Here is an 18,391-nt window from a genome sequence, read left to right on the forward strand (position 1 = left end):
GGAAAGTGAGGCATCGGTCGCGGCCCCGGCGGCGAGCGAAGGATTGCAGCCTGGTCGGCGTTCCTTGACGCCGGTCAAACCGCGGTGCTGTAGTTGCGCTAGTCTAGCAACAAGCCGCGCCAACGCGGGGAGAGCCGGGAGGAGGGACATGGGGCGTTCGCCCGGGAATGCCCATTCGGATCGCGTCCTGGCGGCCTTGGCCAAGGGGGATGCGAAGGCTGACGCTGACAGCAGAGCCGACAGAGGCGCGCCGGCGGTCTCGGCGCTCGCGGCATCATGGCGCCGCTCCGGCCATCTCCATGCGCTCGATCCCGCCACGCCGAAGCTGCCGGCTCGCCTGACGGCCGCCGAAATCGCGGACGCGCGCGCGCGGCTCGGGCGGCTGCTCGCGATCGCGCAGGCGAGCCTCGACCGGCTGTTCCTGGCGGTTGGGGGCGTCGGCTGCTCGGTGCTGCTCGCCGATGCCGACGGCACCGTGCTCGAGCGCCGCGGCGCCCGCGGGGACGACGCCACCTTCGAATCCTGGGGCCTGTGGACCGGCGCGGTGTGGAGCGAGCGGCACGAGGGCACCAACGCCATCGGCACCTGCCTGGTCGAGAAGCGGCCGCTGACCATCGACCGAGATCAGCACTACCTGTCGCGCAACGCGCGCCTGTTCTGCACCACGGCGCCGATCTTCGACGAGCACGGTCAGCTCAAGGCCGCGCTCGACGTCTCCTCCTGTCGTGCCGATCTGACCGAAGGCTTCAGCCGGCTGATCGCGACCACCGTCGCGGATGCCGCGCGCCTGATCGAGGCGGAGAATTTCCGCCAGGCCTTTCCGCACGCCCGCATCGTGCTCACGCCGGACAGCGAGCGCGAGATCAACTCGCTGCTGGCAGTCGATCGCAACGACCTCGTCATCGGTGCCACACGGGCGGCGCGCCGTGCGCTCAACCTTTCTTCGTCCGCGCTGGCGCGCCCGGTGCCAGCCGGCGACCTGATCAAGGACGCAACCACCGAGGGCGACGACATCGACGCCGCCGAGCGTGCTGTTCTGAAGCGCGCGCTGGCGCGCGCCGGCGGCAACGTCTCGAAGGCGGCGAAGGAGCTCGACATGTCGCGCGCCACCCTGCACCGGAAGATGAAGCGGCTCGGGCTCGAGCGGTGAACGCGCCGCGGCTGTCGAATCGCAGCCAAGATGTCGCAGAACTGCGACACTTCCTCGGACGCGCTCGCTCCGGCCTCTGGTCTGTTGCGTCGGTTTGATCGAGCCTGTCTCCAACGCCGTGTGCATCGGCGTGAATGGGAGAGACAGATGACCAAGGTTGACGTCAATGCGGCGTTCAAGCCGCCGTTCGCTGCGCGTTACGACAATTTCATCGGCGGCGCCTGGAAGGCCCCCAACGCCGGCAAATATTTCGACAACATCTCGCCGATCACCGGCCAGCCGGTGTGCCAGATCGCGCGCTCCGATGCCTCTGACATCGAGGCCGCGCTCGACGCCGCGCATGCCGCCAAGGACGGCTGGGCCCGCGCCAGCGTCACCGAGCGCGCGATGGTCCTCAACCGGATCGCCGACCGCATGGAGGCCAATCTCGACAAGCTCGCGCTCGCCGAGACCTGGGACAATGGCAAGCCGATCCGCGAGACGACCGCCGCCGATATCCCGCTCGCCATCGATCACTTCCGCTATTTCGCCGGCGTGATCCGCGCGCAGGAAGGCTCGATCGCCGAGATCGACCACGATACCATCGCCTATCACTTCCACGAGCCGCTCGGCGTCGTCGGCCAGATCATTCCGTGGAATTTCCCGATCCTGATGGCGGCCTGGAAGCTCGCGCCCGCGCTCGCCGCCGGCAACTGCGTCGTGCTCAAGCCGGCCGAGCAGACACCGGCCTCGATCCTCGTGCTGATGGAGATCGTCGGCGACCTGCTGCCGCCGGGCGTGCTCAACGTCGTCAACGGGTTCGGCCTCGAAGCAGGCAAGCCGCTGGCATCGTCGAACCGCATCGCCAAGATCGCCTTCACCGGCGAGACCTCGACGGGGCGGCTGATCATGCAATACGCGTCGCAGAACCTGATCCCGGTTACCCTCGAGCTCGGCGGCAAGTCGCCCAACATCTTCTTCAAGGACGTCTGCGCCGAGGACGACGACTTCCTCGACAAGGCGATCGAGGGCTTCGTGATGTTCGCGCTCAACCAGGGCGAGGTCTGCACCTGCCCGAGCCGCGCGCTGATCCATGAATCGATCTATGAACGCTTCATGGAGCGTGCGCTCAAGCGCGTCGGAGCGATCGTGCAGGGCAGCCCGCTCGATCCCGCCACCATGATCGGCGCGCAGGCCTCCTCGGAGCAGCTCACCAAGATCCTGTCCTACATCGACATCGGCAAGAACGAGGGTGCGCAGCTCCTGATCGGCGGCGAGCGCAACATGCTCGGCGGCGATCTCGCCGGCGGCTATTACGTCAAGCCGACGGTGTTCAAGGGACACAACAAGATGCGCGTGTTCCAGGAGGAGATCTTCGGACCCGTCGTCTCGGTCACGACCTTCAAGACCGAGGACGAGGCGCTGGCGATCGCCAACGACACGCTCTACGGCCTGGGGGCCGGCGTGTGGAGCCGCGACGCCAACACATGCTACCGCTTCGGCCGCAACATCCAGGCGGGGCGCGTCTGGACCAACTGCTATCACGCCTATCCGGCGCATGCGGCGTTCGGCGGTTACAAGCAGTCCGGCGTCGGACGCGAGACCCACAAGGTGATGCTCGACCACTACCAGCAGACCAAGAACATGCTGGTCAGCTACAGCCCGAAGAAGCTCGGCTTCTTCTGAGGCAGGGGGCGCCGGGCCGGTCGGGCATGAGCGCCCCGACCGGCCCGTGCGCGTCTCACGAGGTTGCGTGGCGTCACGTACGCACCTCCTGGTCCTTGTGCCACATCTTCCGACAAGGCGACGGCCGATGCGATCCTCCGGCCAGCGGTCCAGACCCAACGCCGACCATCGAGCCGGCGCGTCCCGTCCCTGCCGCGGGCGGTCTCTGTAGTTTGGCGGACCTCCCGGTTAACGCGATGTTTGACAGTTAACGTCAGATTGAGGCCGGTGAGGCGGACAGCCTTTTTCCTGAGCCGACGAAAGCCGGTCGATGGGGGTCTCGGCGACACCCGGCCGCATGCCGGACGACGCCGGTTCCGCCAGCGCGTCGACCGGACCGTCCGTGAAGGCCGGGACATCCCGTCTGTCCGCCCCGCATCGTGATGACCGCAAGGAGGACCAGCCATGGCCCACGTTGTGAAGCCGACGGGAATCGAGCACATGCTCGGCGAAGAAGACCTGATCGTCTCGAAGACCGACCGCAAGGGACGCATCACCTACGCCAACGACGTCTTCGTTCGCATGGCCAGGTATAGCTATGACGAGCTCCTGGGAGCGCCTCACAGCCTGATCCGCCATCCCGAGATGCCGCGCTGCGTCTTCAAGCTGCTGTGGGACACGCTGGAGGCCAAGCGCGAGATCTTCGCCTATGTCGTCAACCTGGCCAAGGACGGCAGCCATTATTGGGTGCTCGCCCATGTGACGCCGACGCTGGACGACCAGGGCAATATCATCGGCTACCATTCCAACCGCCGCAGACCCGAGCGTGCGCCGATCGAGCGGCTCAAGTCCATCTACAAGGCGCTGTGCGACGAAGAGGCGCGCCACGCCAATGCCAAGGACGGCCTGCGCGCAAGCTTTGACATGATGGTCGCGGTGATCAAACAACAAGGCGTTGAATATGATGAGTTCGTGCTCTCTCTCTAAGGCGCAGATCGCGATCGCGGCGGCGGCGCTGCTGACACTCGGCGCGCTGGCCTGGCTCGTCGTCGCCGGCGCGACCCCGCCCGCGGCAGGCGGAGCGCTGCTCATCGCGGTCGCGCTGCTGCTCGGCCTTGCCCTGTGGCAGCTGCGGTTGGCGGCCGCCGTGGTCGCGGAAGCGGCCATGGTGTGTCACAGCGCGGCCAAAGGCAACCTCGAGCCGCGGGTGCTGAGCCGGCGCCAGCACGGCGACATCGGTTTGTTGCAGAAATCGATCAACGACATGCTCGACATCACCGACGCCTTCGTGCGCGAAGCGTCGGCGTCGATGGACTATGCCAGCCGCGGCAAGCATTTCCGCAAGATCATGGCGCGAGGCCTGCCTGGCGCATTCCGCCGGTCCGCGGCGATCATCAACCAGGGCACCGACAGCCTCGGCCGCCGGGTGGTCGACATTGCGGGTCTGGCACGGCAGTTCGGCACCCAACTCGATCAGATCGTCGTCAGCCTCGTCGGTGCGGCGGAGGATCTCGAGTCCGATGCCGGCCACGTCGCGACGGCCGCGACGGAAACCAGCCGCCAGACCGAGGATGTGATCGCCGCCTCGGGGCGCGCGTCGTCCAATGTCCAGACGGCGGCGGGCGCGGCCGATCAGCTCGCGTCCTCGATCGCCGAAATTGGCCGGCAGGTTTCACGCTCCACCGAAAGCGCCGGGCGTGCGGTCAGCGAGGCCAATCGTGCCGGCGGGGAGATCCGCGAACTTGCCGATGCCGCAGTCCGGATCGGCGACGTGGTCAAGCTGATCAGCGAGATCGCGGAACAGACCAATCTCCTGGCGCTGAACGCGTCGATCGAAGCGGCGCGGGCCGGCGACGCCGGGCGCGGTTTTTCCGTCGTTGCGGCCGAGGTCAAGAGTCTTGCCGATCAGACCGCCAAGGCGACCGAAGAGATCAGCGCCAAGGTCAACGAGATGCAGCACTCGACCTCCACGTCGGTCGCGTCGGTCGAGGCGATCGCGCGAACGATCGCCGAGATCGACGAGATCGCTTCCGCCATTTCCGCCGCGGTCGACCAGCAGGCGGCGGCGACGCGAGACATCGCGCACAACGTTCAGGAAGCCTCGTCCGGCACGGCACGGGTCGCGTCCAATGTCGGCGCGATCAGCAGCGCTGCCGCCGACACCGGCCGGATCGCGGCGCGGGTCAACAATGCCTCCGAGCGGGTCCATGGTGAGGTCGAGACGCTGCGTCGCGAGGTCGACCAGTTCATGAAGCGGCTGATGGCAACGGGATAGCTGCGGCGGCGTGCCGGCAGGTGTCTGCCGCGCGACCGTCGAGCGCCCCGCCTGGGGCCCGATCAGTTCGCGGCGCGTGCCGGCTTCACCGGCCCGACATCCACCTGGATCTCATCGCCCTCGACCTGCAGCGGGTAGGCGTGCAGCGCATTGCGGACGAGATGGGTGACGCACTTGCCATGGGTGGCGTCGAAGCCCCATTGATGGTGCGGGCAGGTGATCGTCCGGCCGTCGAAGGTCGCTTCCGCCAGCGGCACGTCGGCATGCGGGCAGCGGCCGCGGTAGGCCTTCAGCTCGCCGTCACGGGGCCAGAGCAGCAGCACGCTCTTCTTGCCGACCTGGTACAGGCCCATGCCGCCTTCGGTCATGGCGCTTGTCGGACAGACTGCGGTGAAAGCCATCGGATCGCCTGCTGATTGATGCGGTCAGGCAGGCCCACGCAAGTTCCGGACCAGCGGAAAGCGGGGACAAACAGGGGAGTCTTGTCGCAAACGCGACAGGGCGCTGATTGAGCGCGGTCCTATGCGCGGCCGAGCGCGGCGAGGAATTCCTGCTGTGGAATGGAACAGGCCCTGCGCCCGCACCAGGCCGCGGCCGAGGTCTGAGGTGGGCGGCGCCGTTGGCCTGCCGCCGAATTATCTCCTGCAGCACCAGCGCGACCATGCCGGTGAAGATGTCCCTCAACTCGTCCGGGGCCACCGCCACTTCCTGGAACGCAGGCAGGTAATATTCCAGCGCAGGTTGAATTCCCCCGTCGAGAACATTGTTTGCCACATCTCCCATCGACGCGCGAGTCCGCGGCGATCGGTCGTTGAAGGCACGCCGACGAGACAGAATGCGGTTCCAAGCACAACGCCGCCCCAGAGAGGGCGGCGCTTCTCATTGCTTTCAATCAGATGCGGGTCGACGATCGAACTCTATTCCTTCCGCTCCGAGGTCCAACCCTTGTACTCGCCGACATTGTCGCGCGTGATCAGCTTGGAGGGCAGCAGCTCGACCGTCGAGGCCGGTTTCTGGCCATTGAGCAGGCCGACGCCGATCTGCACGGCGCGGCGGGCCATGAAGAACGGATCCTGTGAGGCCGAGGCCTGGATCTGCTGCGAGGCCGGATCCTTCAGCGCCGCCTCGATGTCGGGGGCGCCGTCGACCGCGGTGATGATGATGCCGGTGCGCTGCTGCTGACGCGCAGCGAGATCGGTGCCGATCGCCTGCGGATCGTTGATGGCGAAGATGGCGTCGATCTTCGGGAAGCGGGTGAGATAGCCCTGCGTCACCGTGAGGCCGCCCTCGCGCGAGCCCTTGCCGTCCTGGTCGCTGGAGAGAACCTTGATGCCGGGGGCCTTGGCGAACACGCTCTTGCAGCCGTTGACGCGGTCGATCACCGCCGACACCTGCGGCCCGTTCTCGATGATCACGTCACCCTTGCCGCCGAGTTTGTCGACGATGTACTGGCACGAGATCTCGCCGGCCTGCACGTTGTTGGTCGTCACGGTGGCATCGGCGCCCTCGGCCGCGGTGTCGACCGCAACGACGAGGATGCCGGCCGCCTGCGCCTTCTTGATCGCCGGGCCGATCGCCTTGGGATCTCCCGGGTTGAGCAGGATCATGTCGACGCCGGCGGCGATGAAATTGTCGATCTGGGTGACCTGCTTGCCGAGATCATATTCGAAGCCGACCGCGGTGATCTTGACGTTGGGATTGGTCTTCTTGGCCTCGAACTCGGCGCCCTTCGACAACGCGACAAAGAACGGGTTGCCGAGTGAGCCCAGCGACACGCCGATCGATTTCAGCTCCTTGGCCGATGACGGCGCGGAGCTCATCACGAGCGCCAGCGCGGCACCGGCTGATAACATCGACTTGACCATGTGTTTCCTCCCTGGTCCTTCCTGTTCGTCTACGCACGGCGGACCAGTGGCCGTGGAAGAATGCGTTGTGGCGGGCCCCGGTGGCGCCCGCCATGTTGTCTCAGGTGCGGGCCGAGCCCTGCAGCCGGTAGCGGTCGAGCGCGACGGCGCCGATGATCACGAGGCCCTTGATGACGTATTGCCAGATGTCGGACACGCCGACCAAGATGAGCCCGTTCGACAACACCGCGATGATGAGCGCGCCGACCAGCGTGCCCCAGATCGAGCCGATGCCGCCGACGAACGACGTGCCGCCGAGAATGACGGCGGTGATCGCGTCGAGCTCGTAGGACTGGCCGAGCTGCAGGCCGTTCGCCGCATAGAGCCGCGCCGCCTGCATGCCGCCGCCGAGGCCGGCGAGCAGGCCGGACATGCCGTAGACGAAGATCAGCACCGCCCAGACCTTGATGCCGGCGAGCCGCGCGGCGCTCTCATTGCCGCCGACGGCATAGATGTGCACGCCGAGCACGGTCCGGCGCAGGATCAGCCAGGAGCCCAGGATCACCAGCAGCGCGATCACCGACAGCCAGGGGATCGAGACGACGCCGGGAATGATCGTCAGCGAGGCGTTGCCGATGAAGGCGTAGGGAATCGATGGGTTGAACACGGTGGTGTCGCCACCCATCAGGCGGGCGAGACCGCGCACCGCCGTGAGCGACCCGAGTGTCACGATGAACGGCGGCAGCCGCAATAGCGCGATCAGCGCGCCATTGACGACGCCGAAGGCAAGGCCCGTCAGCACCGCGGCCGGCAGCCACAGTGCGCCGAGATCGGGCATCTTCGACAGTGTCAGGCCGGCCATGGCAGCCGCGGCTAGGATCGAGCCGACCGACAAATCGATGCCGCCGGTCAGGATGACGAAGGTCATGCCGGCGGCGAGCACGGTATTCACGGCGGCCTGCTGCAGCACGATGCCGAGATTCTGTCCTGAGAAGAAGCGTCCGTCGGACAGCATGTGGAAGCCGACGCAGAGGATCAGCAGCACCGGCAGCATGCCGGCGGCACGGATCATCAGCCGTAGCCGCTGCTGCTTGTTGTCCGATGCGGACGGCAGGCCGGATGAAGGCGCGGTCTTGGCTTGCGACGAACTGTTGTCAGGCATCGACGTGCTCCGTCCCGGTGGCCAGCGCCATGATGTCTTCCTGGGTGATGGGGGATGTCGCGCTCTGCTGCAACTCGCCGGCCAGATGCCCTTCGCGCATCACCAGCACGCGGTCGCAGATGCCGAGAATCTCCGGCAGATCGGACGAGATCACCAGGATCGCGGTGCCGGACTTGGCGAGATTGTCGATGATCGAATAGATCTCGGACTTGGCGCCGACATCGACGCCGCGGGTCGGCTCGTCCAGGATCAGGACCTTCGGCGCGGTCGCAAGCAGGCGCGACAGCAGCACCTTCTGCTGATTGCCGCCCGACAGGCCGCCGACGGTTACGCCAGGATTGGGAGCGCGGATGCCGAGCGCGCTGAACGCCTCGTCGGCGCGTGCGCGCGCCTTATCGCGGTCGAGAATGCCGCCGGGCTTCGCGTCCCGTCCGATCACGGCGAGGTTGATGTTGTCGGCGCAGGACATGTCGAGGAACAGCCCGAGCGCCTTCCTGTCCTCGGTCAGATAGGCGATGCCGGCATCGAGCGCATCGCGCGGCGTGTCGATGCTGACTTTCTCACCGTCGAGCTCGATGTGTCCGGTCGTCTTCGGCGCGGCTCCGATGATGAGATGCGCGAGCTCGGTGCGTCCGGCGCCGATCAGCCCGGCGAGGCCGACCACCTCGCCGGCATGAACGGTCAACGAGCAATTCTTGACGCGATGGCCGTCGCCGAGGTCGACGGCGCTGAGCACCGCGCGATCACGCTTGGCGTGCGGGTCGTGGTCCTTCTTGTAGAACGACGACACGTCGCGACCGACCATCATGCGGACGATGCTGTCGGCGCGGATCTCCGGCTTGTCGAGCGAGCCGACCAGCCGGCCGTCGCGCAGCACGGTGACGCGGTCGCCGAGCGCATAGACCTCGTCCATGCGATGCGAGATGTAGATGATGGCGAGCCCTTCGGCGCGGAGCTGGCGGATCAGCGCGAACAGCTTCTCGCTCTCGCCGGCCGACAGCGAGGTGGTCGGCTCGTCCATGATCAGGATCTTGGATCGTGCATGCAGCGCGCGGGCAATCTCCACCAGCTGGCGCTGGCCCATCGACAACTCGGCCACCAAGGTGGAGGCCGTGAAATCGGCGCCGAGCCGGTCCAGGATCGGTCCGACGCCCTCGCGCATCGTGCTGCGCGCGAGCAGGCCGCTCTGCGACAGCTCGCGGCCGAGATAGATGTTTTCGGCGACCGTCAGGTTCGGCGCCAGCGACAACTCCTGGTAGATGATCGAAATGCCGGCGTTGCGGCCGCCCATCGGCCCTTCGATGCGCACCGGCCGGCCCTCGATGCGGATCTCACCGCCGGGATCCGGGCGATAGGCGCCGGAGAGAATCTTCATCAGCGTGGATTTGCCGGCACCGTTCTCGCCCATCAGCGCATGGACTTCGCCGGCGTAGACGGTGAGGTCGACCTTGTGCAGGGCCTTGATGGTGAAGAATGACTTCGACACCCCGCGCATCTCGAGGATCGGACCGCTCATCGTGCCTCCCAATGCACGTCGTCTCGTCGTCCGCGGCTCGTTGATCGCTGGCGCGGGAAGCCATTAAACTAGAGGCTGTTGCCGAATACAATATGAAAGAGACGCCGCCGCAACACGTCGCCGCGACGAATGCCTTTCGGAGATCCGGTTAGCTCGGCCGACGATAGAGCTGTCGCCAGCGCGGCCGCCGCTCGGCATAGGCTGCCGACAGCGCGACGTCCGGAGCGAAGGTCCGCACGCGCGCCGGCGGCGTGCAGACCGCGCCGATGTCCTCACCGGTGACGGCAAGACGTGCCAGCCGCGCCGCGCCGAAGGCGGCGCCGGTCTCGCCCTCGGCCAGCCGATGAACGGGAATGCCGAGCACATTCGCCAGGATCGCCAGCCAAAGGTCCGAGCGCGATCCGCCGCCGATCGCATCCGCTTCGGCAATGACGAGCCCGGTTTCCGTCAGCGCGTCGCGGCAGTCGGCCAGTGCGAAGGCAACGCCCTCGAGCACTGCCTGGACGATGGCGTTGCGGTCGGTGGCGTGGCTCAGGCCGTCGAGCAGGCCGCGGACATGGGGATCGTCATGCGGCGTGCGCTCGCCCGCGAGATAGGGCAGGAAGCTGACCGGCGACGGCGCGGCGGGCCCCGCGCCCAGCGGGGCGAGCAGCTCGGTCTCGCTCGCGCCGAGCAGCCGCGCGACCCAGGCGAGGCATGAGGCCGCCGACAGCATCGCGCCAGCCTGCAGCCACATCGCCGGGATGGCATGACAGAAGGTGTGAACGACGCGCTCGGGATTGGCCGTGACGGCGTCGACCGGCGAGATCACGGCGCCGGACGTGCCGAGCGTGATGAACGTGGCGCCCGGCCGGATCGCGCCGATGCCGATGGCGCCGGCCGGGTTGTCGCCGGCGCCTCCCGCGATGGTTGGGCGCTTCGTCATGCCCCAGCGTTCCGCGAGGTTACTGCGCAGCCGGCCTGCCGGCGCGCAGCCTTCGACGAGGCGCGGCATCTGCGCACGGGTGAGGCCGGTGGCGGCGAGGCCCTCGTCGCACCAGTCGCGCCTGGTGACATCGAGCCAGAGCGAGCCGGACGCATCGGACATGTCCTCGATCGCATCGCCCGTCAGCACCAGCCGGACATAGGCCTTCGGCAGCAGAACCAGCCGCGTGGCCGCGAAGATCTCGGGCTCGTGCGCCGCGATCCACATCAGCTTCGGCGCGGCGAAGCCGGGCATCGCCTTGTTGCCGGTGATCGTGCGCAAGGCGGACCAGCGCTGCTCCAGCGCAGCGCATTCGCGCTCCGACCGGCCGTCGTTCCAGAGAATGCAGGGCCGCAACGGATTCATCGCGGCATCGAGCAGCACCGGGCCATGCATCTGGCCCGACAGGCCGATGGCGTCCACCGCCGCCAACGCGCCGGGATGATCCGCCTTCAGCGCATCGAGCGTGGCGAATACCGCGCCGATCCATGCGGCGGGGTCCTGCTCGGCCCGGCCCGGTCGCGGCACGTCCATCGTCAAGGCGTGGCTGCGGCTCGCAACGACGCGCTGCGTGTCATCGACGATGATCGTCTTGACCGCGGATGTTCCAAGATCGATGCCGAGATACATGACGTCTCACGCCTGCGTGCGCAACGACGGATACGGAGTGGAGCGATACCAGACTCCTGATAGCCTTGTCATCCGAACGCGAGTCATCGCAGCGTGCTGAGGCGAGATCATTTTCACGGAGTCGAGACATGGAGCCATCTGACCAACCAGCCGAACGGGCGTCGCGTCTCGTCGGACACTACGCGCTGGTGACGGGCGCAACGCAAGGCATCGGCCGCGCGATCGCGGTGCGGTTTGCCGAGGAGGGTGCGCATGTCGCGATCAATTTCGGCGGCCCGTCGCCGTCCGGCGACGAAACCCTGGCGCTGGTGCAGGCCGCCTCTGCCGCGCATGGTCACGGCTCGCGTGATCACGTTGCCGTGAAGGCCGACATCGGCGTCGAGGCCGAGATCGCCGAGATGTTCGAGACGGTGCTGAAGCGCTGGCCCCGGCTCGACTGCCTGGTCAACAATGCCGGCTTTCAGCGGGAATCGCCCAGCGAGGCGCTCGACGTCGACACGTATCGCAAGATCCTCGAGGTCAACCTCAACGGTGCCGTGCTCTGCGCGCGTCACGCGCTGGCGCATTTCGTCACGCGCGGCGGCGGCAACATCATCAACACCTCAAGCGTGCACCAGATCATTCCGAAGCCCGGCTATCTCGCTTATTCGATCAGTAAGAGCGCGATGGCGGGCCTCACGCGGACCCTGGCGCTCGAATTCGCCGGGCGCGGCATCCGCGTCAATTCGGTCGGGCCGGGCGCCGTCGACACGCCGATCAACGCGGCCTGGACCGGGGACCCGGCCAAGCGCGCGGCGGTCGAGTCCCACATTCCGATGGGGCGGGTGGCGAGCCCGGAAGAGATCGCCGGCGTGTTCGCCTTTCTCGCCTCGTCCGAAGCGAGCTACATCACCGGACAGACGATCTATGCATGCGGCGGCATCACGCTGTTCGGCGAATTCCGAGACAATTGGGCGAGCTGATCCCGGCCCTGCATCGCTCATGCGCGCGTGCGCGCACCATCATTCGCATTGTATCCACTTGCATTGTCATCGTCGCGGTGAGGATCTCTTAAGCATCCGCGGCGCATGGCAGCCCTTCGCGGGTGCAGCGAGATTTCGTTAAGGCGCGGGTACGAGAGTGCGCGCGTTTGCGAACTGGAATTGCGATGCATCGATTGGACCCGGACATTCGTCGCGATCTCGCGCATCTGCTGTACAGCTCGATGCCGCTGGTCGGGACGATCTCGGCCGCCGCCGTCGTGATCGGCAGCGTGATGGCCTGGGTTGCGCGCGATCCGGGCTACGCCGCGATCACGGTGGTGCTGCTGGTGATCGGCGCCCTTCGTGTTCTCAAGCTACGGATGTTCGCCGCGCGCTTCGATCGGCTCGATCACGATGCGATCATTCGCTGGGAACGCCTCTACGGCCTCGGCGCCGCCGCCTTCGGTCTGGCCGTCGGTGCGTTGTCGGCACGCGCGTTTCAGATCGGCGACGGGCCGGGCATCTGGATGTGCTTCGGCCTGTCGATGGCCTTCTGCGTCGGCATCGTATCGCGGGTCAGCCCATGGATCGTCATGACCTCCTCGGCGGTGCTGCTGATTCCGACCGTGGTGGCCTGCCTGATGCAGCCCGAGCCGGTGTACCGGATGGGCGCCGGCATGGTGGTGCTGTTCTGGATCACGCTGCGCGGCACGTCGTATCGACTCACGGCCGCCTTCACCGAGCGGATCACGGCGCAGCAGGCCTTGGCGCGGCAGGCGCTGCGCGATTTCCTCACCGGCCTGCCGAACCGCGCCGCGTTCATCGCCGCGCTCGGCCGGTGCGATCGCCCCGTCGCCATCATCGCGGTCGATCTCGATGGCTTCAAGCTCGTCAACGACCGGTTCGGCCATCAGGCCGGTGACGAGCTGCTGTGCCAGGTCGGCGCACGTCTGCAGGATTGCCTCGGCGAAACGGGCCTGGCGGCGCGGTTCGGCGGCGACGAATTCATGCTGCTGCTGCCTGCGGTGGGACGTGACGCCGCTCTCGCGTTCGCGCAAGCGGCGGTGACGGCGCTGTCGCAACCCTTCACGCTGGCTGGAACGCGCGTTCAGATCGGCGCCAGCGCCGGCATCCTGGTCACCGAGGATCGGCAGGCGGACACCGAGGCGCTGCTCGACCAGGCCGATCGCGCGCTCTATGCGGCCAAGCGTGCCGGCGGCCAGCGTTGGTGCTGGGCCGACGAGCACATGGCCGTTGCCGTCGCATGCACGGCGAGCAGCGAGGCGCCGACGCTGGCGCTCGCGGACTAGCAGCACGATCGCAGCCTGACCGTTCCACGCGGACGCTGGCAAGCTCGGACCGTGGCCGCTAATGTGGCCGGCAGAAGCCGACGAACGGCGCACGATGTCAGGAGGAGCGGCCGATGCGGAGCATCAGGATCGGCGCCGGAGCGGGCTATTCCGGTGACCGGATCGAGCCTGCGGTGGAGCTCGCGGCGAAGGGCGGCCTGGACTATCTCGTGTTCGAGTGCCTGGCGGAGCGCACGATCGCGCTGGCGCAGCAGGCGCGCATGAAGGATCCGGCCGCCGGTTATGATCCGCTGCTGGCGGCGCGCATGCAGGCCGTGCTGCCGATCTGCCGCGCCAACAAGGTCCGTATCATCACCAACATGGGGGCGGCCAATCCGGTCGCCGCGGCCGAAGCCACCCGCACCATCGCGCGCCGGCTTGGACTGACGGGGCTGAAGATCGCGGCCGTGACCGGCGACGATGTTCTGGAGCCGTTGAAGACAGCGGATGTCGTGCTCGACACCGGCGACACGATCCGGGCCCTCGGCAATCGGGTCGTCTCGGCCAACGCTTATGTCGGGGCGGGCGCGATCGCGGAGGCGCTCGCGGCCGGCGCGGATGTCGTGATCACCGGGCGCGCCGCCGACCCGGCGCTCTTTCTCGGACCTCTGATCCACGAGTTCGGCTGGGCCCTGGATGATTGGGACCGGCTCGGGCAGGGCACCGTCGTCGGTCATCTGCTCGAATGCGCTGGACAGATCACCGGCGGCTATTTCGCCGATCCCGGAGCGAAGGATGTTCCCGATCTCGCCCGGCTCGGCTTTCCGATCGGCGAGGTGCGCGAGGATGGCGAACTGATCGTGACCAAGGTCGCGGGCTCCGGCGGCTGCGTCACGCCGGCGACCGTGAAGGAGCAACTGCTCTATGAGATCCACGATCCCGTGCAATATTTCCAACCCGACGTCGTGGCGGATTTCTCGCAGGTGACCGTCGAGGAGCTTGGTCCGGACCGGGTCAGGGTGGTCGGCGGTCGCGGCCGGCCGAAGACGGGACTGCTGAAGACCTCGGTCGGCTATCTCGATTCCTATGTCGGCGAGGGTCAGATCTCCTATGCCGGCCCTGGCGCGGTCACGCGCGGCCGCCTTGCGCTCGATGTCGTCAGGGAGCGCCTCGCGCTCACCGGCGTGGCGGTGAACGAGCTGCGCTGCGACCTGATCGGGTTGAATGCGCTGCATGGCGACGATCGCGCACAGGGTACCGAGCCCTACGAGGTGCGCGTTCGTGTCGCCGGGCGGACCGAGACGATGGCGGAGGCGATCCGTATCGGCAACGAGGTCGAGACGCTCTACACCAATGGCCCGGCAGGTGGCGGCGGCGCCTGGAAATCGGCTCGCGAGGTGATCGCCGTCGCCTCCTGTCTCGTTGCCGAGGATGCGCCGCAGCTCTGCGTCGGTATGCTGACGGCCTGAGTTTTCAAGGGCTTCACGGATCGCTCTCGGCAGCGCAAGCTGGCCGTCATGGTTGCGGTGCCTGAGAACAGCGAGAATTCAGTCCATGTATGACGTCATTGTGGTCGGCGGCGGCTCCGCGGGAGCGGTCGTCGCTGCGCGCCTGTCCGAAGACCCCCGGACGCGGGTCCTGCTGCTCGAAGCCGGCGCGGACTGGCGCGCGGACGACGCGCCGTGGGAGATCGTGACGCCCAACCCGATTCCGATCATCCATGATCGCGCCTTCCAGGAGAAATGGCAGTGGCCGCAGTTGATGTCCCGCCGCGTCGCCGGGCAGGACATGCGCTTCTACTGGCGCGGAAAGGGGCTGGGCGGCAGCTCGATGATGAACGGCCAGATCGCGATCCGCGGCGTGGCCGACGCATTCGATGAATGGGCGGCCAATGGCTGCACGGGATGGTCGGCCAAGGACATCATGCCGCTGTTCGCGGTGATCGAGGACGATCTCGCATTCGGTGATCGCGAGGGGCACGGTCGCGGCGGCCCGCTTCCGGTCACTCGCGCACCGCCTGACACATGGGGCCCGATCGATCGTGGCTTGCGCGATGCCGCGCTGGCGAGCGGCTATCGCTCGTGCGACGATCTCAATGGGCCCGATGGCGAGGGCGTCGCCTGCTATCCGATCAACAGCCGCAACGGCCGCCGTATCTCCACCAATGAGGGCTATCTCGAGCCCGCCCGCGGCCGTTCGAACCTGGAGATCCGAGGGCGGGCGCTGGTCGATCGGCTGCTGATCAGCGACGGCAGGGCGACCGGCGTGCGCGTCCACGTCGAAGGTGAAGGCGTGAAAAACGTCGCGGCGCGCGAGGTCGTGCTGTGCGCCGGCGCGATCCACAGCCCCGCGATCCTGCTGCGCTCGGGTATCGGCCCTGCGACCGATCTGCTGGAGATGGGAATTGCGGTCGTGCGTGATCTTCCGGTCGGCCGGCACTTCTTCGATCATCCGCTGTTCCGCACCACCATCCAGCTCCGCGAGGCGCTGCGTCCGACCGACCGCGACACGCGCCATACCAATTGCTGCGTCACCTACTCGTCGGGCCTCGCCGGCGGCGGCAAGCGCGACATGATCCTGATCGCGTTCAACCATCGGGGCATCGGCGTGCCGGGCGCGATCGGCGCCGGACTGTTCAACGCCTTCTCGCGCGGTACGCTCAGGCTCGCCTCGACCGATCCGAGCGTGGATCCGATCGTCGAGGAGAACATGCTGGCCGATCCGCGCGACGTGGCGCGAATGCGGGACGCGGTGAAGCGGCTGGCCGTGATCACGGTGCAGCCGGCGCTGCGCGACATCGCCGACTGGATTCGCCTCGGCGATACGGAGTTCACGCTGCCGCAGGCGGCTGCGCTGCCCGAGGCCGAGCTCGATGCGCTGCTGCGGCAGGTCACCGGCGACATCCAGCATGCGGCGGGGAGCTGCCGCATGAGCGGATTCGACGATGGCGACGGCGTGGTCGATCCGGACGGCCGCGTGAAGGGCATTGCCGGCCTGCGCGTCGCCGATGCCTCGATCATGCCGTCCGATTGCCGCGCCAACACGCATTTCACCACCGTCGTGATCGGCGAGGCGATCGCGCGGATGATGCGAGAGCGCCTGTAGAGCTCACGCGATGGCGAAGCGAAGCCCGGCGCGGGCGCGCCCGCCGGAGATCGCGATCGGGGTGCCGTCGGCGCGCCAGCACGCGGCTCCCGTCAGCGTGCCGTCGTCGCCGAACGCGATCGCGTTCATGCCGCCGGCCACGACCGGCTCGCGTTTGATCTCGTGCCCGCGTGCGGCGAGCTCCCGCGCCACATGGTCGGGAAACGCCGGCTCGAGCTCGAGCACGCCGCCCTGCGTCCAGAGCCGCGGCGCCTCGACCGCCTCCTGCAGCGACATGCCGTGGTCGATCAGGTTGACCAGCGCCTGGAAGGCCGAGGGAAAGATGCGCAGGCCGCCGGGCAGGCCGAGCGCATAGCGCAAGCGGCCGTCGCGCAGCGCCATCATCGGCGCCATCGAGGTGAAGACGCGCTTGCCCGGCTGGATCGACAGCGCGCGGCCCGGATGCGGATCGAAATTGTACATGTAGTTGTTGGCGGTCATGCCGGTGCCCGGGATCTGTACGCAGGCGCCGAACAGGCCGTTGATGGTCTGGGTCGCCGCGACGACGTTGCCCTCGGCATCGGCGACCGTGACATGGGTGGTGTTGGCGGACTCCGTCGGCGCAAGGCCCGGGCCGAAGCTCCGGGCCCGGCTCATGTCGATCTGCGCCCGCCGCTGCGCGGCATAGGCCTTCGACGTCAGCCGCTCGACCGGCACGTCGACGAAAGCGGGATCGGCGGTGGCGACCGCCCGGTCGGCAAAGGCGATCTTCAAGGCTTCGGCAAGCACGTGCACGCCATCGGCCGAACCGAAGCCGAGCCCGCCGACGTCGAAACCCTCGAGGATGTTCAGCATCTGCACGATGTGCACGCCGCTGGAGGAGGGCGGCGGCGGGCCGATGATCTCATGGCCGCGATAGTGGCCGCGGATCGGCGCGCGTTCGATCACCTTGTAGGCGGCGAGGTCGCTCGCATCGATCAGCCCGCCATTGTCGGCCGTGTAGTCGGCCAGCGCGATCCCGAGCGGCCCGCCATAGAGAGCGTCCGGTCCTTGCTCCGCGATCAGCCGCAGCGATGCCGCATAGTCGGTCTGGATCACGCGCGTGCCTGGCCTGACGGGCTCGCCGCCCGGCAGGAACAGCGTCGACAGATGCGGGTCACGCGCGAGGTCGTCCGCGACCAGCCGCACGCAATCGTTGAGATAGGGACTGGCGATGAAGCCGTGCTCAGCGAGCCGGATCGCCGGCGCCATCACTTCGGCCAGCGGCAGCCGGCCGAAGCGCGACAGGGCCTCGCACCATCCCTTCAGCGCGCCGGGCACGGCGACCGCGAGCGCGCCTGCGACGTTGCGGCGGCCGCGGGTCTCGCGCGCCAGCGTGATCTCGTCGGAGACCGGATCATACATTCCTGGCGTGGCGCGCCGCGGCGCGGTGCTCAATCCGTCGAGCACGATGTGCCGTCCATCCGCAAGGCGGATGTGCGACAGCCCGCCGCCGAGAATGCCGACCATCATCGGCTCGACCACCGTCAGCGCGAACAGCGCGGCGACCGCGGCATCGATCGCGTTGCCGTCACGCATCAGCATCTCGGCACCGGCGCTGGAGGCGAGCGGATGATTGGTCACCACCATGCCGCGCGAGCCCGTCGCCGGCTGCTTCTCGCAGGTGAAGTCGGCGATGCGCCGTATGTGCGAAGCCATTCGGGTCTCCTCTGTCGAACGGCGGATGCCGAGAGGTCGTCTTTCGCAATCCTGACCGATCCTTTGCGCAAGGGGAAGAGCGGCGCCCCAGCTCGACGAACTGATAAGTGCGCCACGCATGGCTCGGAGAGCATCGATCTCTCCCGCCGCGTTCTCATCGCCGCGCATCTGTG

The 18,391-nt window shown here is 67.6% G+C and carries 14 protein-coding genes; 8 read left to right on the top strand and 6 right to left on the bottom strand.

Annotated elements, in window-relative coordinates:
- The first annotated feature begins 148 nt into the window (after window positions 1–148).
- The 4 genes from ACQR0W_RS17375 to ACQR0W_RS17390 all read left to right on the top strand — a co-directional run bounded on the left by ACQR0W_RS17375 (window position 149) and on the right by ACQR0W_RS17390 (window position 5,069).
- Window positions 149–1,150: a helix-turn-helix domain-containing protein gene (locus ACQR0W_RS17375; protein WP_316169459.1), complete on the top strand. Its 1,002-nt coding sequence runs from the start codon at window positions 149–151 to the stop codon at window positions 1,148–1,150.
- 147 nt (window positions 1,151–1,297) lie between these two features.
- On the top strand, window positions 1,298–2,815 hold the full coding sequence (adh, locus tag ACQR0W_RS17380) for an aldehyde dehydrogenase (protein ID WP_315713938.1): 1,518 nt from the start codon (window positions 1,298–1,300) through the stop codon (window positions 2,813–2,815).
- A gap of 444 nt (window positions 2,816–3,259) precedes the next feature.
- A complete protein-coding gene (locus ACQR0W_RS17385) occupies window positions 3,260–3,781 on the top strand; it encodes a PAS domain-containing protein (protein ID WP_315752630.1) in 522 nt (173 codons plus the stop codon).
- Window positions 3,759–5,069: a methyl-accepting chemotaxis protein gene (locus ACQR0W_RS17390; RefSeq protein WP_315826037.1), complete on the top strand. Its 1,311-nt coding sequence runs from the start codon at window positions 3,759–3,761 to the stop codon at window positions 5,067–5,069. The genes ACQR0W_RS17385 and ACQR0W_RS17390 overlap by 23 nt, the downstream gene beginning before the upstream one ends.
- Before the next feature lie 62 nt (window positions 5,070–5,131).
- Here the strand turns inward: ACQR0W_RS17390 and ACQR0W_RS17395 are convergent, their stop codons facing one another.
- The 5 genes from ACQR0W_RS17395 to xylB form a co-directional block, all read right to left on the bottom strand.
- On the bottom strand, window positions 5,132–5,470 hold the full coding sequence (locus ACQR0W_RS17395) for a Rieske 2Fe-2S domain-containing protein (RefSeq protein ID WP_316169458.1): 339 nt from the start codon (window positions 5,468–5,470) through the stop codon (window positions 5,132–5,134).
- Between the two features lie 516 nt (window positions 5,471–5,986).
- A complete protein-coding gene (locus tag ACQR0W_RS17400; RefSeq protein ID WP_315713942.1) occupies window positions 5,987–6,934 on the bottom strand; it encodes an ABC transporter substrate-binding protein in 948 nt (315 codons plus the stop codon).
- Between the two features lie 100 nt (window positions 6,935–7,034).
- Window positions 7,035–8,075, bottom strand: a complete 1,041-nt coding sequence (locus ACQR0W_RS17405; protein ID WP_315713943.1) for an ABC transporter permease subunit — start codon at window positions 8,073–8,075, stop codon at window positions 7,035–7,037.
- Window positions 8,068–9,591, bottom strand: a complete 1,524-nt coding sequence (locus ACQR0W_RS17410) for a sugar ABC transporter ATP-binding protein (RefSeq protein ID WP_315713944.1) — start codon at window positions 9,589–9,591, stop codon at window positions 8,068–8,070. The genes ACQR0W_RS17405 and ACQR0W_RS17410 overlap by 8 nt, the downstream gene beginning before the upstream one ends.
- A gap of 148 nt (window positions 9,592–9,739) precedes the next feature.
- Window positions 9,740–11,185 (bottom strand): xylulokinase, encoded by a 1,446-nt coding sequence (xylB, locus tag ACQR0W_RS17415; RefSeq protein WP_315752631.1) that lies wholly within the window; start codon window positions 11,183–11,185, stop codon window positions 9,740–9,742.
- 128 nt (window positions 11,186–11,313) lie between these two features.
- Between xylB and ACQR0W_RS17420 the strand changes: the two genes are divergently transcribed.
- From ACQR0W_RS17420 to ACQR0W_RS17435, 4 genes are all read left to right on the top strand, one after another.
- Window positions 11,314–12,147 carry a glucose 1-dehydrogenase gene (locus ACQR0W_RS17420; RefSeq protein WP_315713946.1) on the top strand — a complete coding sequence of 278 codons (834 nt, stop codon included), beginning with the start codon at window positions 11,314–11,316 and terminating at the stop codon, window positions 12,145–12,147.
- 185 nt (window positions 12,148–12,332) lie between these two features.
- Window positions 12,333–13,457: a GGDEF domain-containing protein gene (locus ACQR0W_RS17425; RefSeq protein ID WP_315826041.1), complete on the top strand. Its 1,125-nt coding sequence runs from the start codon at window positions 12,333–12,335 to the stop codon at window positions 13,455–13,457.
- Window positions 13,458–13,570: 113 nt separating this feature from the next.
- Complete coding sequence (locus tag ACQR0W_RS17430; protein WP_316169457.1) at window positions 13,571–14,905, top strand: acyclic terpene utilization AtuA family protein; 1,335 nt, start codon at window positions 13,571–13,573, stop codon at window positions 14,903–14,905.
- Window positions 14,906–14,990: 85 nt separating this feature from the next.
- Window positions 14,991–16,541: a GMC family oxidoreductase gene (locus tag ACQR0W_RS17435; protein WP_316169456.1), complete on the top strand. Its 1,551-nt coding sequence runs from the start codon at window positions 14,991–14,993 to the stop codon at window positions 16,539–16,541.
- 3 nt (window positions 16,542–16,544) lie between these two features.
- Here ACQR0W_RS17435 and ggt read toward each other — a convergent pair whose 3' ends face one another.
- A complete protein-coding gene (gene ggt / locus ACQR0W_RS17440; protein WP_316169455.1) occupies window positions 16,545–18,218 on the bottom strand; it encodes a gamma-glutamyltransferase in 1,674 nt (557 codons plus the stop codon).
- Window positions 18,219–18,391 lie beyond the last annotated feature (173 nt).

Source organism: Bradyrhizobium sp. HKCCYLRH1034 (genome assembly GCF_051168375.1).
Taxonomy (GTDB): domain Bacteria; phylum Pseudomonadota; class Alphaproteobacteria; order Rhizobiales; family Xanthobacteraceae; genus Bradyrhizobium.

Coding starts and splice junctions, on each gene's coding strand:
- ACQR0W_RS17375 (WP_316169459.1), top strand. CDS start 149: ATGGGGCGTTCGCCCGGGAATGCCCATTCGGATCGCGTCCTGGCGGCC.
- xylB (WP_315752631.1), bottom strand. CDS start 11,185: ATGTATCTCGGCATCGATCTTGGAACATCCGCGGTCAAGACGATCATC.
- ACQR0W_RS17390 (WP_315826037.1), top strand. CDS start 3,759: ATGAGTTCGTGCTCTCTCTCTAAGGCGCAGATCGCGATCGCGGCGGCG.
- ACQR0W_RS17405 (WP_315713943.1), bottom strand. CDS start 8,075: ATGCCTGACAACAGTTCGTCGCAAGCCAAGACCGCGCCTTCATCCGGC.
- ggt (WP_316169455.1), bottom strand. CDS start 18,218: ATGGCTTCGCACATACGGCGCATCGCCGACTTCACCTGCGAGAAGCAG.
- ACQR0W_RS17420 (WP_315713946.1), top strand. CDS start 11,314: ATGGAGCCATCTGACCAACCAGCCGAACGGGCGTCGCGTCTCGTCGGA.
- adh (WP_315713938.1), top strand. CDS start 1,298: ATGACCAAGGTTGACGTCAATGCGGCGTTCAAGCCGCCGTTCGCTGCG.
- ACQR0W_RS17400 (WP_315713942.1), bottom strand. CDS start 6,934: ATGGTCAAGTCGATGTTATCAGCCGGTGCCGCGCTGGCGCTCGTGATG.
- ACQR0W_RS17410 (WP_315713944.1), bottom strand. CDS start 9,591: ATGAGCGGTCCGATCCTCGAGATGCGCGGGGTGTCGAAGTCATTCTTC.
- ACQR0W_RS17385 (WP_315752630.1), top strand. CDS start 3,260: ATGGCCCACGTTGTGAAGCCGACGGGAATCGAGCACATGCTCGGCGAA.
- ACQR0W_RS17430 (WP_316169457.1), top strand. CDS start 13,571: ATGCGGAGCATCAGGATCGGCGCCGGAGCGGGCTATTCCGGTGACCGG.
- ACQR0W_RS17435 (WP_316169456.1), top strand. CDS start 14,991: ATGTATGACGTCATTGTGGTCGGCGGCGGCTCCGCGGGAGCGGTCGTC.
- ACQR0W_RS17395 (WP_316169458.1), bottom strand. CDS start 5,470: ATGGCTTTCACCGCAGTCTGTCCGACAAGCGCCATGACCGAAGGCGGC.
- ACQR0W_RS17425 (WP_315826041.1), top strand. CDS start 12,333: ATGCATCGATTGGACCCGGACATTCGTCGCGATCTCGCGCATCTGCTG.